This window comes from Enterobacter cloacae complex sp. P27C (assembly GCF_014895705.1).
Lineage (GTDB): Bacteria > Pseudomonadota > Gammaproteobacteria > Enterobacterales > Enterobacteriaceae > Enterobacter > Enterobacter bugandensis.
In genome coordinates this window covers 363,454-378,037 of record NZ_JADBQB010000001.1, presented here as the reverse complement: position 1 = coordinate 378,037, position 14,584 = coordinate 363,454, and the positions used below count along the sequence as shown (strand labels likewise).

Below are 14,584 nucleotides of genomic sequence, written 5' to 3'. Positions count from 1 at the left end.
TCGCGCGTGAACATACGAAAAACACTCTTCCTGTGCGCCCTTCTGGGCGCATTTCTTATGACATTTGTCATTCTGCCGCCTGACACGCTCTCTCTGGCAGGAATTAAAACCCACCAGCAGACGCTACTCTCCCATGTCGACCACGCGCCGCTGCGTAGCGCGCTGATCTTCTTTGCGCTTTACGTGGCGGTTTCCGCTCTCTCGATACCCGGCGCGGCGGTTTTGACCCTGCTGGGCGGGGCGTTATTTACGCTGTGGGAAGGCACCGTGCTGGTTTCGTTTGCCTCCACGCTCGGGGCCACGCTGGCGATGCTCGCCAGCCGTTACCTGCTGCGCGACTGGGTGCAGCGGCGGTTTGCCCGACAGATGGCAACGGTAAATGCGGGCATGGCGCGCGACGGCGCGGGCTATCTTTTTGCCCTGCGCCTGATGCCGCTGTTCCCGTTTTTCCTGGTGAATTTACTGATGGGGCTGACCCGCATCACGGTCCGGCGCTACTGGTGGGTCAGCCAGCTCGCCATGCTGCCCGCGACGGTTATCTTTCTGAACGCCGGGCGGGAGCTGGGAAAAGTGGCATCGCTGCGCGATATTTTGTCGCCGGGCGCGGTATTCGCCTTTACACTACTGGGGTTATTACCGCTGGTTACGCGCCGGCTGTTTTCCCGCTATCTCCCTGCTGATAAAAAGTGAGGCATTATGCGCCGTGTGCGTTTTTGCACGTTTCTGACCGGTCTGCTGCTGGCAGCCCCCCTCTATGCCGCCGACGGCTGGCAAGCTATTCAACAGCAGGCCAAAGGCCAGACCGTCTGGTTTAACGCCTGGGGCGGCGATCCGGCGGTTAACCGCTACCTTGAGTGGGTCAGCGGTGAGATGCAAACGCACTATTCCATCACCCTAAAAATCGTCCCGCTGGCGGATGCCGCCGATGCGGTCAAACGTATTCAGACGGAAGCCGCCGCAGGGCGTAAGACCAACGGCTCGGTCGACCTCCTGTGGGTGAACGGCGAGAACTTCCGCACGCTAAAAGAGGCGAACCTGCTGCAAACCGGGTGGGCGCAGAGTCTGCCCAACTGGCGCTATGTCGATACCCGTAAACCCGTTACGGAAGATTTTGCGATTCCCACCGACGGGGCGGAATCGCCGTGGGGCGGCGCGCAGCTGACTTTTATTGCCCGCAAAGCCAGCATGCCAATGCCGCCGGAGGATCCGCAGGCGCTGCTGGCGTACGCGCAGCAGCACCCGGGCAAGGTGAGCTATCCTCGCCCACCCGATTTTACCGGCACGGCCTTTCTTGAGCAGCTGCTGCTGACGCTTACGACGAATCCCGAGGCGTTACAAAAAGCGCCTGATGATACGTTTGCCCAGGTTACGGCGCCGCTCTGGGCCTACCTCGATAAACTGCACCCGCTGCTGTGGCGTGAAGGAAAAGACTTCCCTCCCTCACCCGCCCGGATGGATGCCCTGCTCGCCAGCGGAAGTCTGAACCTGTCGCTGACCTTTAACCCGGCGCATGCGCAGCAAAAAGTGGCGAGCGGCGAACTGCCTGCCGACAGCTACAGCTTTGGTTTTCAGGGCGGGATGCTCGGCAACGTGCATTTTGTCGCTATTCCGGCTAATGCCAGCGCGAGCGCGGGGGCGAAAGTGGTCGCCAATTTCCTGCTGTCGCCGCAGGCACAGATCCGCAAGGCCGACCCGGCCATTTGGGGAGATCCGAGCGTGCTGGATGCGAAAACGCTGCCCGAAGGTGAAGCGAAACAGCTGCAGGCCCACACGCCTCAGGGGCTACCGAAGGTGCTCCCGGAGCCGCAGTCCGCGTGGGTGAACGCGCTGGAGCAGGAATGGCTGCGTCGTTACGGCACCCGTTAGGCTGGCTTGTCTGGCTGGCGATGACGGTGATTTATCTGCCGATCCTGCCCGCTGGCACCGTGCTGTTCGCGCCGGCCTTTTCCGTGACGAACTGGCAGCGGCTGCTAAACGATCCTCAGCTGCCGCAGGCAGCCATTGCCACGCTGGTCTCAACGCTTATCGCTACGCTGGGGGCCTTGTTTATCGCCCTTTCCCTCGTGGCTCTTTTCTGGCCCGGCACCCGCTGGCGGCGCCTCAGCACGCGCCTGCCGTGGCTGCTGGCGATCCCCCACGTGGCCTTCGCCACCAGCGCGCTACTGCTGTTTGCCGAGGGCGGACTGTTTTATCAGGTTTGTACCGTCTGTTCGCCGCCGTTTGACCGCTACGGCGTAGGGCTGGGCCTGACGCTCGCGGTCAAAGAGAGCGCATTTGTGCTGTGGGCCATTTACGCCGTGCTGCCGGAAAAAGGGCTTGCGCAGCAGAAGATCGTCCTGCAAACCTTTGGCTACGGGCGTTTTCAGACGCTCAGCTGGCTGATCCTTCCGGCGATCGCGCCCGTCCTCGGGGCGGTTATGCTGGCGGTGCTGGCGTGGTCGCTGTCGGTTGTGGACGTAGCGATCGTTCTCGGGCCCGGCAACCCGCCCACGCTGGCCGTGCTGGCCTGGCAGTGGCTGAGCCAGGGCGACGCGCAGCAGCAGGTGAAAGGGACGCTGCTGTGCCTGGTGCTCCTTCTTTTGCTGGCCGCGCTTGCCGCGCTGGGGTACGGCCTGTGGAAGGTCTGGCGTCGCGCGATTCCGGACCTGAGCGGGACGCGCCGCAGGTTGCATCTCGTCCTGCCTGAACGCGCATTCAGCGGCTTTTTGCCCGCATGCGGCCTCCTTTGCGCCGCCGTGCTGTTGATGCTGGCGCAGCGGGACGACGTAGGTCCCGTGGGAACCAGCCTCTCCTTCGGTCTGCTTTCGAGCCTTATCGCCCTGATCGTCATTTTTCTCTGGCTGGAATGGGGACCGCAGCGCGGCGCGGCGTGGGTGTGGCTACCGCTCGCCCTTCCGGCACTGCCGCTCGTCACCGGGCAATACGCGATTGCTTTGCATCTGGGTCTCGACGGAGGCTTTATCGCCGTCCTCTGGAGCCATCTGCTGTGGGTGCTACCGTGGATGCTGCTGGTGCTGCAGCCCGCCTGGCGGCGGATCGATCCCCGGCTTATCCTTACCGCCAGAACGCTCGGCTGGCGGCGGGCAAAAATTTTCTGCCTGCTGAAATGTCCCCTGCTGGTGCGTCCTGCGCTGCTGGCCTTTGCCACCGGCTTTTCCGTCAGCATGGCCCAATATATGCCGACCCTGTGGCTGGGCGCGGGACGTTTCGCCACGCTGACCACCGAGACCGTCGCGCTCAGCAGCGGAGGCAGCATCCCGGTTCTCGCTAACCGTGCCCTGGGATTACTGCTGGTCACGGGCGTCGTATTCGGTCTTGCTGCGCTGTTATCCCGGCTCGCGGGCTGCTACCGTCAAGGATTACGCTAATGCTTAAGGTCAACGATCTCACCATCGAACCGCTTTTCCGCGAGGTCAATTTTTGTGTACCCCGCGGGGAGATTGTCACCCTGATGGGGCCGTCCGGCAGCGGCAAATCGACCCTCTTTGCCTGGATGGTCGGCGCGTTGTCAGAGAATTTTCAGGCGCGGGGCGAACTGTGGATCGGCGAACGCCGCTGCGACGGTTTGCCCGTCGAATCCCGCGGTCTGGGGATTCTTTTTCAGGACGCGCTGCTGTTTGACCCTTTCAGCGTTGGGCAAAATTTGCTGCTGGCCTTGCCTGAGCAGATCGCGGGGCGCGCACGGCGAGAAGCGGTCGAGCAGGCGCTGGATTCCGCCGGGCTTGGCGGTCATTACGACAGCGATCCGGCCACCCTTTCCGGCGGAGAGCGCGCCCGGGTGAGCCTGCTGCGCGCCCTGCTCGCAGAGCCGCAGGCGCTGCTGCTGGACGAACCGTTCAGCCGCCTTGATAAAGCGTTACGCACGACGTTCCGGGCATGGGTATTTGACGCCGTCCGCGCGCGCAATATTCCGGTGGTGCTGGTCACCCATGACGAGGACGATATTCCGCCCGGCGGCGAGGTGATGGAGATTTCTCGCTGGCAATAATGTGCTAACGCAATGTTTTCCGTTTCGGGAGAGACGACAATGCCCTCCTCTTTTACTGACGTCAGGTTATTCGATGAAACGTGTTTCTCAACTGACCGCGCTGGCCCTGATCTGCGGCCTCGCCTCTTTTTCCTCTCAGGCTGCTGATATGGCCAACGCGATGACGCTGTCTCAGCTTCAGGCGCAGCACGGCGCGGCAATCGACACCCGCCCCAGCGCCTTCTATAACGGCTGGCCGCAGACCCTCAGCGGTCCTTCCGGGCACGAACCCGCTGCGCTCAACCTGGCAGCCGCCTGGCTTAGCGCCATGAGCGACGAGCAGATTGCACTTTGGGCAAAACAGCATCAGCTTACCCCTGCGACGTCCATCGCGCTGTATGGCGACGAGAACGATAACCAGGCGGTGAAAGCCCGTCTGGAGAAAGCTGGTTACCGCCACGTTTCGCTGCTCAGCGATGCTCTGCGGACGCCCGACCGCCTTCAGCGCCTGCCCCACTTTGAACAGCTCGTCTACCCGCAGTGGATCCACCGGCTTCAGCAGGGCAAACCGGTGACCTCCGCGCCGGCGGGCGAATGGAAAGTCATAGAAGCGGCCTGGGGCGCGCCGAAGTTTTACCTGCTTAACCACATTCCCGGCGCGGGCTACATTGACACCAACGAGGTGGAAAGCGAGCCGCTGTGGAACAAAGTCTCCGACGACAGGCTGAAAGCAATGCTGGCAAAGCACGGGATCCGTCACGATACCACCGTTATTCTGTACGGGCGCGACGTTTACGCCGCCGCGCGCGTGGCGCAGATCATGCTCTACGCGGGCGTGAAGGATGTGCGCCTTCTCGATGGCGGCTGGAAGGCGTGGTCAGATGCCGGTCTGCCGGTTGAGCGCGGTACGCCCGGCAAAGTGGCTCCTGCCCCTGATTTTGGCGCGCCGATCCCCGGCCAGCCGCAGCTGATGGTGGATATGGAACAGGCGCGCGGCATGCTGCACCGTCAGGATGCCTCCCTGGTCAGCATTCGTTCATGGCCGGAGTTTATCGGCGAAACCAGCGGCTACAGCTACATCAAGCCAAAAGGTGAAATTGCCGGCGCCCGCTGGGGCCATGCGGGCAGCGATGCCACCCACATGGAGGATTTCCATAACCCGGATGGCACCATGCGCAGCGCTGACGACATCGCCGCCCAGTGGAAGCGCTGGAATATTCTGCCGGAACAGCAGGTCGCGTTTTACTGCGGCACCGGCTGGCGGGCGTCCGAAACCTTTATGTACGCCCGGGCGATGGGCTGGAAAAATATCGCCGTCTATGACGGCGGCTGGTACGAATGGAGCAGCCACCCGCAGAACCCGGTCACCGCCGGAGAGCGCGGACCAGAGAGTGCTCTCTAACGGGTGAGTGACTTCAGCGTCACGTAGCCGCTCCAGATGCGCGTTGTGGTGGTCAACCAGCACAGCGCGCCGAATATCCACGCGAACAGCGTAAACTGTGCCGGAAACAGGCAGCACAGCACGAACAGCGCGATGGTCTCCGTCCCTTCCGTTAACCCGCCGATATAGTAAAACGACTTATGCGCATAGCCGGGGTTCTCGATCTCGTGCTTCGCCGCCAGCGCGGCAAAGGCGAGAAAACTGCTGCCGGTGCCGATAAACGCAAACAACAGCCAGGCCGCCGCCAGCGCATTCTCTGCAGGTGCAGCCAGCGCAAAACCAAACGGCACCAGCGCATAGAACAGAAAATCGAGGGCGATATCGAGAAACCCTCCCGCATCCGTCAGTCCTCTCCGACGCGCCAGCGCGCCGTCCAGACCATCAAGCAGGCGGTTCAGGACGATGGCGGCCAGCGCCGCCGGATACCAGCCGAGGGCCAGAAACGGCAGCGCCAGCAGGCCGATGGCAAACCCGGCAAGCGTTAATCCGTCGGGCGTAACGCCCGGCTTATCCAGCACGGATACCAGACGGTCCAGAGCGGGCTTTACGCGCGGGTGCAGGTGACGGTCAAGCATCAGGCTTCCCTTTAAACGTGGCGCACAGCCCCTGTGCCGGTATATCCAGCGCGGCATTAAACCGGGCCGAGAGATTCTGAAAGGCAATGAGCGCCGTCATTTCAGTGATGGCATCATCCGTAAAGTGGCGTTTCATCGCCGTTTTGATTGCTTCATCCACCCGGGGCGGCGTGGCGGTCACCGCCTCCGCATAGGCCAGCGCCGCGCGTTCCTGTTCACTGAACACGTCAGAATCAGCCCAGCCGCTTACGGCCTGGACTTTATCCAGCGCGCCGCAGCGCTCGGCCAGGCGCAGGCTGTTGGCGTCAATACAGAACGCACAGTGGCACAGCTGCGATATGCGCGTCATGAGCAGCGAGCGCAGCACTGGCGTCAGGCGCGCTTTTCTGCGCTCCAGAAACCCCACAAACAAAGCGACCAGCCAGAACAGACGCGGCATGCGTCCCCACCAGCGCGTGGGGTTCAGCACGGCGCCGAAGTGTTTTTGCTGCATGGCGGCAATGGGTTTTACGCTCGCCGGAAGGGTTGGGATGGGCTCTACCCAGGTGGACGTCTCTTTCACCTGATTCTCCTGATGGCTGGACTCTTTGAAAGGGCACGATAATATGGCGTTTTTCGCTATCAAGTATTGACGACCATGCTAAAAACAGTCGATGTCGTTGCGGCCATCATCGAAAAAGACGACAAAATTTTACTGGCACAGCGCCCTGCTCACGCCGACCAGCCGGGAATGTGGGAGTTCGCTGGCGGCAAAGTGGAGGCCGGAGAAACCCAGCCTGAGGCGCTTATCCGCGAGCTGCGTGAAGAGCTGGGTATCGAGGCACAGCCTGAGCAGTACGTGGCGAGCCATCAGCGCGAGGTATCACAGCGGTTAATCAACCTGCACGCCTGGCACGTACCCCGCTTCAGCGGAGAGTTAACGGCGCACTACCACAGCGCGCTGGCGTGGTGTACGCCGGAAGAGGCTTTCAGTTATGAGTTAGCTCCGGCGGATATTCCGCTGCTGGAGGCGTTTATTCTTTTACGCGCCGCCAGACCAGCGGGTTCGTGCTGATAGTGCGCTCGTCGCGCTGGCACTGCAGCAGCACGCCGTCAGCCTTCACCACCGCCCCTTCGGAATAATTCTGATCCTGATAAATGCAGCACTGGTTACACGGCTGCGCGCGCTGGCCGCTGGAGCTAAAGACCTCCGGCGGCACGTTTACCTCCACGTCCGGGCGAATGCGGTCCGCCTGCGCGCCTGCGGTCAACATCAACGATAGCGCTGCCATCACGTAACGGTTCATAGACTTCTCTTCCTGTTGTGTCCTGATAATGACTATAACGGTAAATCGGGCAGAATCTTTAATTTAGCGCGCCATCGCTTTTTGTTATGACGCGGCCCGGGTCATTAATTTCCCTTTCGGTCCACATTTCTGCTTGCTTCACAAAGCGGTACGGGTGGTATAGTCAAAAAAACAACACAAATCGCATAAGCAACATACATTAATTACTATAAGAGGTTCTTATATCTATGGATCAGACACGCTCTCTGGAAAGTTTCCTTGCCTATGTTCAGCAGCGCGACCCGCACCAAAGCGAATTTGCTCAGGCCGTTCGTGAAGTAATGACTACCCTCTGGCCGTTCCTTGAAGAAAACCCGCGCTATCGTCAACTGTCGCTGCTGGAACGTCTGGTTGAACCAGAGCGTGTGATCCAGTTCCGCGTGACCTGGGTGGATGACCGCAACCAGGTACAGGTCAACCGCGCCTGGCGCGTGCAGTTTAACTCCGCCATCGGTCCGTTTAAGGGCGGCATGCGCTTCCACCCTTCCGTGAACCTGTCGATTCTGAAATTCCTTGGCTTTGAGCAGACGTTTAAAAACGCACTCACCACCCTGCCAATGGGCGGAGGTAAAGGCGGGAGCAATTTCGACCCGAAAGGCAAAAGCGAAGGCGAAGTGATGCGTTTCTGTCAGGCGCTAATGACTGAGCTCTACCGCCACCTCGGCCCGGACACCGACGTACCGGCGGGGGATATCGGCGTGGGGGCCCGCGAAGTGGGCTTTATGGCCGGGATGATGAAAAAACTCTCCAACAACAGCGCCTGCGTCTTTACCGGCAAAGGGTTATCGTTTGGCGGCAGCCTGATCCGCCCGGAGGCGACCGGCTACGGCCTGGTTTACTTCACCGAGGCAATGCTCAAGCGTCACGGCTTAGGTTTCGAGGGGATGCGCGTGGCGGTCTCCGGCTCCGGTAACGTGGCGCAGTACGCTATCGAAAAAGCGATGCAGTTTGGTGCCCGCGTGGTGACGGCCTCCGACTCTAAAGGCACGGTAGTGGACGAAGCGGGCTTTACGGCGGAGAAACTGGCGCGCCTGTGCGAAATCAAAGCCAGCCGCGATGGCCGGCTTGCCGATTATGCCGCGGAGTTTGGCCTGACGTATCTGGAAGGCAAACAGCCGTGGGGCGTACCGGTGGATATCGCCCTGCCGTGCGCCACGCAAAACGAACTGGACGCGGACGCCGCGCGCACGCTAATTAGCAACGGCGTGAAGGCGGTAGCGGAAGGGGCGAATATGCCGACCACTATCGAGGCAACGGATCTGTTCCTGGAGGCGGGCGTGCTGTTTGCGCCAGGCAAGGCGGCGAACGCGGGCGGCGTGGCGACCTCTGGCCTGGAGATGGCGCAAAACGCGGCGCGGCTCGGCTGGAAGGCGGAGAAAGTGGATGCCCGTTTGCACCACATCATGCTGGATATTCACCATGCCTGCGTCGAGTACGGCGGCGAGGCATCGCAAACCAACTACGTGCGCGGGGCGAATATCGCCGGGTTCGTGAAGGTGGCGGATGCGATGATTGGGCAGGGTGTGATTTAAGGTTTATATCATGCGGCCGGGTGCCCTCTCCCACGGGGAGAGGGAGAAAACCGGGCGTATCAGGCCGCGCTCTTTTTCTTTTTGAACGGTTTCTTCGCGCCACCACCGGGTGCAACCATGCCTCTGAACCGCTTCACCGGCGTGCTGCGCGCCTGATCGATCAGCTGGTAAAGCGTCCCCACCAGCGGCTGCATAAAGTCCTGATAGCGGCACTGCTTTTCGCTGATTTGCGTCAGTACGGATTCCCAGTGCGCGGTCATGTCCGGCCTTGCGGCCAGCTCCGGCAGGGAGTGTATGAGCGCCCGGCCCGGTTCCGTTGAGTGGATGTAGCGCCCCTTTTTCTCAAGAAAACCTCGCTTAAAGAGCAGCTCGATGATCCCCGCGCGGGTTGCTTCCGTACCCAGTCCATCGGTGGCGCGCAGGATCTTCTTCAGATCTTTATCCTGCACAAAGCGGGCGATCCCGGTCATGGCCGACAGCAGCGTTGCATCGGTGAAGTGGCGCGGCGGCTGGGTCTGACGTTCAACCACTTCACCCTTCTCGCACAGCAGTTCGTCATCTTTAGCGACCACCGGCAGCGGCGTGCCGTCGTTCTCCTCATCGCGCTCTTTGTTGCCGAGGAGCGTGCGCCAGCCCGCTTCCGCGAGGAAACGCGCTTTAGCGATAAACTTGCCTTTGGCAATTTCCAGCTCGATGACGCACTTGCGGAACACCGCGTCCGGGCAGAACTGCATCAGGTACTGACGGGCGATCAGGTTATAGACCTTCGCTTCGTTGTCGGTCAGATTGACGCTGCTGGCGCGCGCCGTCGGGATAATCGCGTGGTGGGCATCGACCTTTTTGTCGTCCCAGCAGCGGTTATGGGTGTCCGGGTTAACGACGGACTGCGGGAGCAGATCCGGCGCGTGGACGCCGATGGCATTCATCACAGAATGGCGTCCGGCAAAGTGCTCTTCCGGCAGATAGCGGCTGTCCGAACGTGGATAGGTGATGAGCTTATGGGTTTCGTAGAGTTTCTGGCAGATATCCAGCACGTTCTGCGCGCTGAGGCCAAAGCGCTTCGCGGCCTCAATCTGCAGAGCAGAAAGGGAGAACGGCAGCGGCGCGGGTTCTGATTCCCGTTTATCGTTATAGCTGGTAACGATGGCCGGCTGGCCGGTAATACGGTTAACCACATGCTCCGCCAGCGGACGGTGCAGCAGGCGCCCCTCTTCATCCTGGTACGACTCGCAAGCGTCGCTCGGCTGCCAGACGGCGTTAAAGCGCTCGTCTTTAGGCGTGACGATATGCGCTTTCACTTCAAAGAAATCTTTGGCGACGAAGTTCTCGATCTCTTCGTCGCGACGCACCACCAGCCCCAGCACCGGCGTCTGCACGCGGCCCACGGAGAGTACGCCCTGATAGCCCGCGTTACGCCCGAGGATGGTGTAGGCGCGGGTCATGTTGATGCCGTACAGCCAGTCCGCTCGGGCGCGCGCTAAAGCAGAGACGCACAGCGGAATAAACTCGCTGTTGGAACGCAGGCGCGAGATCGCCCGCTCAACGGCCTGCGGGTTGAGGTCGTTGATCAGGCAGCGCTGCACCTGCTGGCGCTTTTCCGGCGCCAGCTCCAAGTAGTCCAGCACTTCGTCCACCAGCAGCTGCCCTTCTCTGTCCGGGTCACCTGCGTGGACCACCTCCGTTGCCTCATGCAGGAAGCGCTTGATGACGTTGAGCTGTTTGGTGACGGACGGACGAGGCTGAAGACGCCACTTTTCCGGCACGATGGGCAGGTCGTTGAGGTTCCAGCGGGCGTAGCGGCTGTCGTAGACGTCCGGCTGCGCCTGTTCAAGCAGGTGGCCGATACACCAGGTGACCACCTGCCCGTTACCGCATTCGATAAAGCCGTCGCCTTTGCGATGCGGTTTAGGCAGCACGTCGGCGATGGCACGGGCCAGGCTCGGCTTTTCGGCAATAAACAACCGCATCGAATTAACGGATCTCAATCATCGGTCGGCCGCCGCGGGCGGTCACCAGTTCGCCGATCGCCGTCAGGGTGATGCCAAACTCGGCGGCGGTTGCCTGAACCTCGGCTTCGGATTCCGGCGTGACGGCCAGCAGCAGGCCGCCGGAGGTTTGCGGATCGCACAGCAGGTTGCGCCACGCCTCAGGCATTTCGCCCATCAGGTGACCGTAGCTGGCGAAGTTGCGCTGGGTACCGCCCGGAACCGCGCCCTGGGCAATGTACTCTTCCACGCCAGGCAGCTTCGGCACGTCCTGATACCAGACCTGCGCCTGCACGCCTGCGCCCTGACAGACTTCAGAGAGGTGCCCCAGCAGGCCAAAACCGGTGACGTCGGTCATCGCCTTTACGCCGTCGATATTGGCGAACGCCGCGCCGGCGAGGTTCATCTGGCACATGACTTCCGTCGCCAGACCTTTGTGCTCCGGTTTGAGCAGGGATTTTTTCTCAGCGGTGGTGAGCACACCAATGCCCAGCGGCTTGGTGAGGAACAGCTTGCAGCCCGCCTGCGCGGTGCTGTTGCGCTTCACGCGCTCGGTCGGCACCACGCCGGTAACGGCCAGGCCGAAGATAGGCTCTGGCGCATCAATCGAGTGGCCGCCGGCCAGCGCAATCCCCGCCTGCTGGCAGGCGAAACGCCCGCCATCAATCACCTCGCGGGCGATTTCCGGTGGAATGGTGCTGATCGGCCAGCCCAGAATGGCGATGGCCATGATCGGCTTACCGCCCATGGCGAAGATATCGCTGATGGCGTTGGTGGCCGCGATGCGCCCGAAGTCGAACGGGTTATCAACAATCGGCATAAAGAAGTCAGTGGTGCTGATAATGCTGGTGCCGTTACCTAAGTCATAAACCGCCGCATCGTCACGCGTTTCGTTGCCGACAAGCAGGTTCGGGTCGACAAACTTCGCCTGTTCACTGTGCAGAATGGTCTCCAGCACTTTCGGGGAAATTTTACAACCGCAACCGGCTCCGTGGCTGTACTGCGTTAAACGAATGGTTTGCTCGCTCATGGACGTCTCCTGTCATCTCAATCGCGCTATGGTAGCGCTCATTCCATAAAGAGGTAAGTATGACTGTCTGAATTCTGCGGCGGATGCTCAGAATCCAGACAGTTTAGCGCGTGTAATTAAAAACGGCTGACGAAAGGCGTGGTGTCCGGCACGCTAATGGTGCTGGAGGCTTTAAGCTGCGGGGTGCCGAGGTAAAGGAAACCGACAATTTTGTCGTGCTCACCGCAGGAGAATCCTGCCCGCACTGCGGCGCTCTCGGTCAGCGGCCCGGTGCGCCAGATACCGTTATAACCCTGCGCAACGGCGGCCATCTGCATCGCCATCACCGCACAGCCGGCAGACATTTCCTGCTCCCAGACCGGCACCTTATGGTCGGCCTGGCATTTCGCCACGACAGCGATAATCATCGGGGCGCGGAACGGCGCGTTACGCGCCTTGTCGATACCTTTCTCATCCTGCCCGGCGGCAACTGCCCCCTGCTCCAGCAGCTGACTGAAGCGATCGCGGCCTTCGCCTTCAATCACAAAGAAGTGCCACGGCTGCAGCGTGCCATGATCCGGCGCACGCATACCGGCACGCAGAATGTTTTCCAGCTGCTCGCCCGCTGGGGCGGGTTCGGCCAGACGTGACGCGCTACGACGGTTAACAAGCAGTTCGAGTGCATCCATTGGTTAACTCCTTTCTTGAAATTTACTCACAAAATTAACACGACGGCAGATTTTGTTACAGCCTGGCAGGCGATTCCTGCTGACAAGTGGCGGTTGGGTCATTACGATAACCCAACATTACCGTCCAGTGGCGACGGAAACAGTCATTTTCTGGTTAGGGAGAATACATGCGAACCCTTTGGCGAATCTTTGCCGGTTTCTTTAAATGGACGTGGCGACTGCTCAACTTCGTCCGCAACCTGGTGATGAACATCTTCTTCATCCTGCTGGTTCTGGTTTGCGCGGGCATCTGGATGCATATCAGCAACGCGAATCAGGCGCAGCATTCGACTCGTGGGGCCCTGTTACTCGATATCACCGGCGTGATCGTTGATAAACCGTCCACCAGCAATCGTCTGGGGGTGATCGGCCGCCAGCTGTTTGGCGCGACGTCAGACCGCCTGCAGGAGAACTCCCTGTTCGATATCGTCGATACTATCCGTCAGGCCAAAGACGACCGAAACATCACCGGGATCGTGCTGGATCTGAAAGATTTTGCCGGAGGCGATCAGCCTTCTATGCAGTACATCGGTAAAGCGCTGCGCGAGTTCCGCGACAGCGGCAAGCCGGTGATTGCCGTGGGCGACAGCTACAGCCAGGGGCAATATTATCTGGCAAGCTTCGCCAATAAGATCTGGCTTTCGCCGCAGGGTACGGTCGATCTGCACGGTTTTGCCACCAACGGCCTGTACTACAAATCGCTGCTCGACAAGCTGAAGGTCACCACCCACGTCTTCCGCGTCGGCACCTATAAATCTGCCGTGGAGCCGTTTATCCGCGACGATATGTCCCCTGCCGCCCGTGAAGCGGACAGCCGCTGGATTGGCGAGCTGTGGCAGAACTATCTGGGTACCGTTGCCGCTAACCGTCAAATTACCGCTGAGCAGGTGTTCCCTGGCGCTCGCGGCGTGCTGGATGGACTGCGCAAGGTCGACGGTGATACCGCGAAATATGCGCTCGACAACAAGCTGGTTGACGCGCTGGGCACCAGTGCAGATATCGAAAAAGCCCTGACCAAACAGTTTGGCTGGAGCAAAGAGGACAAAAACTACAGCGCCATCAGCATGTATGACTATGCTGCGAAAAAGCCGGACGACAGCGGCGACAGCGTAGCCGTGGTGTTTGCTAACGGCGCTATCATGGACGGTCAGGAAACCCCGGGGAACGTCGGCGGTGATACTACCGCGTCGCAAATTCGCGATGCACGCCTTGACCCGAAAGTGAAAGCGATTGTCCTGCGGGTGAACAGCCCTGGCGGCAGCGTTAGCGCTTCCGAAGTGATCCGCGCCGAGCTGGCCGCAGCGCGTGCCGCTGGCAAGCCGATCGTCGTATCCATGGGCGGCATGGCCGCGTCTGGTGGGTACTGGATCTCCACGCCTGCCAACTATATTGTGGCGAACCCAAGCACGCTGACCGGCTCGATTGGCATCTTCGGGGTGATTAACACCGTGGAAAACAGCCTGGATTATCTGGGCGTGCATACCGATGGCGTTTCCACGTCGCCGCTGGCGGATGTGTCGATGACCAAATCTCTGCCGCCGGAAGTTTCAGAGATGATGCAGCTGAGCATTGAGAACGGCTATAAACGCTTTATCACGCTGGTTGCCGACTCGCGTAAGAAGACGCCGGAACAGATCGACCAGATTGCTCAGGGCCACGTCTGGACCGGACAGGATGCGAAGAGTAACGGTCTGGTCGACAGCCTGGGCGACTTCGACGACGCGGTGAAGAAAGCCGCCGAACTGGCGAAGCTCAAGCAGTGGCACGTTGAGTATTATCAGGACGAACCGTCGTTCTTCGATATGGTGATGGACAGCATGTCCGTCTCCGTACGGGCCATGCTGCCGGAGGCGCTGCAGGCGTACCTGCCGGTCCCGGTGACCACGGCTGCGAAAGCGATGAAGGCGGAAAGCGATAAGCTTGCGGCCTTTAACGATCCACAAAGTCGTTACGCGTTTTGCCTGACCTGCGCGAACGTCCGTTAAAAACCGTCCCCTCTTCCCGTGAAGAGGGGATTTTTTT

General features: G+C 60.5%; 14 protein-coding genes. 8 read left to right on the top strand and 6 right to left on the bottom strand.

The features are described 5' to 3' along the window. Positions 1-6 precede the first annotated feature (6 nt). The 5 genes from IM291_RS01865 (at position 7) to IM291_RS01845 (ending at position 5,369) form a co-directional block, all read left to right on the top strand. Positions 7-690 (top strand): TVP38/TMEM64 family protein, encoded by a 684-nt coding sequence (locus IM291_RS01865; RefSeq protein ID WP_041910464.1) that lies wholly within the window; start codon positions 7-9, stop codon positions 688-690. Positions 691-705: 15 nt separating this feature from the next. After that, positions 706-1,866 (top strand): ABC transporter substrate-binding protein, encoded by a 1,161-nt coding sequence (locus tag IM291_RS01860; protein WP_370552178.1) that lies wholly within the window; start codon positions 706-708, stop codon positions 1,864-1,866. Beyond that, positions 1,839-3,368, top strand: a complete 1,530-nt coding sequence (locus IM291_RS01855) for a thiamine ABC transporter permease (protein WP_192985973.1) — start codon at positions 1,839-1,841, stop codon at positions 3,366-3,368. Before IM291_RS01860 ends, IM291_RS01855 begins: the two co-directional genes overlap by 28 nt. Beyond that, positions 3,368-3,988 (top strand): ATP-binding cassette domain-containing protein, encoded by a 621-nt coding sequence (locus IM291_RS01850; protein WP_192985971.1) that lies wholly within the window; start codon positions 3,368-3,370, stop codon positions 3,986-3,988. The genes IM291_RS01855 and IM291_RS01850 overlap by 1 nt, the downstream gene beginning before the upstream one ends. A 73-nt stretch (positions 3,989-4,061) precedes the next feature. After that, complete coding sequence (locus IM291_RS01845) at positions 4,062-5,369, top strand: sulfurtransferase (RefSeq protein WP_192970930.1); 1,308 nt, start codon at positions 4,062-4,064, stop codon at positions 5,367-5,369. Here the strand turns inward: IM291_RS01845 and IM291_RS01840 are convergent. Beyond that, on the bottom strand, positions 5,366-5,983 hold the full coding sequence (locus tag IM291_RS01840) for a CDP-alcohol phosphatidyltransferase family protein (protein ID WP_192985970.1): 618 nt from the start codon (positions 5,981-5,983) through the stop codon (positions 5,366-5,368). The two genes, IM291_RS01845 and IM291_RS01840, sit on opposite strands and share 4 nt — an antisense overlap. Next, the gene (locus IM291_RS01835) at positions 5,976-6,545 is read right to left on the bottom strand and encodes a carboxymuconolactone decarboxylase family protein (RefSeq protein ID WP_028012782.1); all 570 of its coding nucleotides are present in this window, start codon (positions 6,543-6,545) and stop codon (positions 5,976-5,978) included. The genes IM291_RS01840 and IM291_RS01835 overlap by 8 nt, the downstream gene beginning before the upstream one ends. Positions 6,546-6,620: 75 nt before the next feature. Here IM291_RS01835 and IM291_RS01830 point away from each other — a divergent pair, with 75 nt between their 5' ends. After that, complete coding sequence (locus tag IM291_RS01830; protein WP_028012781.1) at positions 6,621-7,037, top strand: pyrimidine (deoxy)nucleoside triphosphate diphosphatase; 417 nt, start codon at positions 6,621-6,623, stop codon at positions 7,035-7,037. Here IM291_RS01830 and IM291_RS01825 read toward each other — a convergent pair. Further along, complete coding sequence (locus IM291_RS01825; protein ID WP_028012780.1) at positions 6,997-7,269, bottom strand: YnjH family protein; 273 nt, start codon at positions 7,267-7,269, stop codon at positions 6,997-6,999. The genes IM291_RS01830 and IM291_RS01825 overlap by 41 nt on opposite strands. Before the next feature lie 227 nt (positions 7,270-7,496). On the opposite strand from IM291_RS01825, the gene gdhA reads away from it, so the two are divergent. Beyond that, positions 7,497-8,840, top strand: a complete 1,344-nt coding sequence (gene gdhA / locus IM291_RS01820; RefSeq protein ID WP_192985969.1) for an NADP-specific glutamate dehydrogenase — start codon at positions 7,497-7,499, stop codon at positions 8,838-8,840. Positions 8,841-8,899: 59 nt separating this feature from the next. Here the strand turns inward: gdhA and IM291_RS01815 are convergent, their stop codons facing one another. The 3 genes from IM291_RS01815 to IM291_RS01805 all read right to left on the bottom strand — a co-directional run bounded on the left by IM291_RS01815 (position 8,900) and on the right by IM291_RS01805 (position 12,523). After that, positions 8,900-10,807: a DNA topoisomerase III gene (locus IM291_RS01815; RefSeq protein WP_192985968.1), complete on the bottom strand. Its 1,908-nt coding sequence runs from the start codon at positions 10,805-10,807 to the stop codon at positions 8,900-8,902. 4 nt (positions 10,808-10,811) lie between these two features. Beyond that, positions 10,812-11,855 carry a selenide, water dikinase SelD gene (gene selD / locus IM291_RS01810; protein WP_192970925.1) on the bottom strand — a complete coding sequence of 348 codons (1,044 nt, stop codon included), beginning with the start codon at positions 11,853-11,855 and terminating at the stop codon, positions 10,812-10,814. A gap of 116 nt (positions 11,856-11,971) precedes the next feature. Continuing rightward, positions 11,972-12,523, bottom strand: coding sequence for an NAD(P)H nitroreductase (locus IM291_RS01805; protein WP_028012776.1), 552 nt, complete (start codon positions 12,521-12,523; stop codon positions 11,972-11,974). Between the two features lie 167 nt (positions 12,524-12,690). Between IM291_RS01805 and sppA the strand changes: the two genes are divergently transcribed. Further along, the gene (gene sppA / locus IM291_RS01800) at positions 12,691-14,547 is read left to right on the top strand and encodes a signal peptide peptidase SppA (protein ID WP_192985967.1); all 1,857 of its coding nucleotides are present in this window, start codon (positions 12,691-12,693) and stop codon (positions 14,545-14,547) included. The last annotated feature ends 37 nt before the right edge of the window (positions 14,548-14,584 follow it).

What these genes read in the sequence shown, in the direction of transcription:
- IM291_RS01845 (WP_192970930.1), top strand. Translation starts at nt 4,062, where the DNA reads ATGAAACGTGTTTCTCAACTGACCGCGCTGGCCCTGATCTGCGGCCTC.
- IM291_RS01840 (WP_192985970.1), bottom strand. Translation starts at nt 5,983, where the DNA reads ATGCTTGACCGTCACCTGCACCCGCGCGTAAAGCCCGCTCTGGACCGT.
- IM291_RS01830 (WP_028012781.1), top strand. Translation starts at nt 6,621, where the DNA reads ATGCTAAAAACAGTCGATGTCGTTGCGGCCATCATCGAAAAAGACGAC.
- gdhA (WP_192985969.1), top strand. Translation starts at nt 7,497, where the DNA reads ATGGATCAGACACGCTCTCTGGAAAGTTTCCTTGCCTATGTTCAGCAG.
- IM291_RS01825 (WP_028012780.1), bottom strand. Translation starts at nt 7,269, where the DNA reads ATGAACCGTTACGTGATGGCAGCGCTATCGTTGATGTTGACCGCAGGC.
- IM291_RS01855 (WP_192985973.1), top strand. Translation starts at nt 1,839, where the DNA reads ATGGCTGCGTCGTTACGGCACCCGTTAGGCTGGCTTGTCTGGCTGGCG.
- selD (WP_192970925.1), bottom strand. Translation starts at nt 11,855, where the DNA reads ATGAGCGAGCAAACCATTCGTTTAACGCAGTACAGCCACGGAGCCGGT.
- sppA (WP_192985967.1), top strand. Translation starts at nt 12,691, where the DNA reads ATGCGAACCCTTTGGCGAATCTTTGCCGGTTTCTTTAAATGGACGTGG.
- IM291_RS01805 (WP_028012776.1), bottom strand. Translation starts at nt 12,523, where the DNA reads ATGGATGCACTCGAACTGCTTGTTAACCGTCGTAGCGCGTCACGTCTG.
- IM291_RS01850 (WP_192985971.1), top strand. Translation starts at nt 3,368, where the DNA reads ATGCTTAAGGTCAACGATCTCACCATCGAACCGCTTTTCCGCGAGGTC.
- IM291_RS01815 (WP_192985968.1), bottom strand. Translation starts at nt 10,807, where the DNA reads ATGCGGTTGTTTATTGCCGAAAAGCCGAGCCTGGCCCGTGCCATCGCC.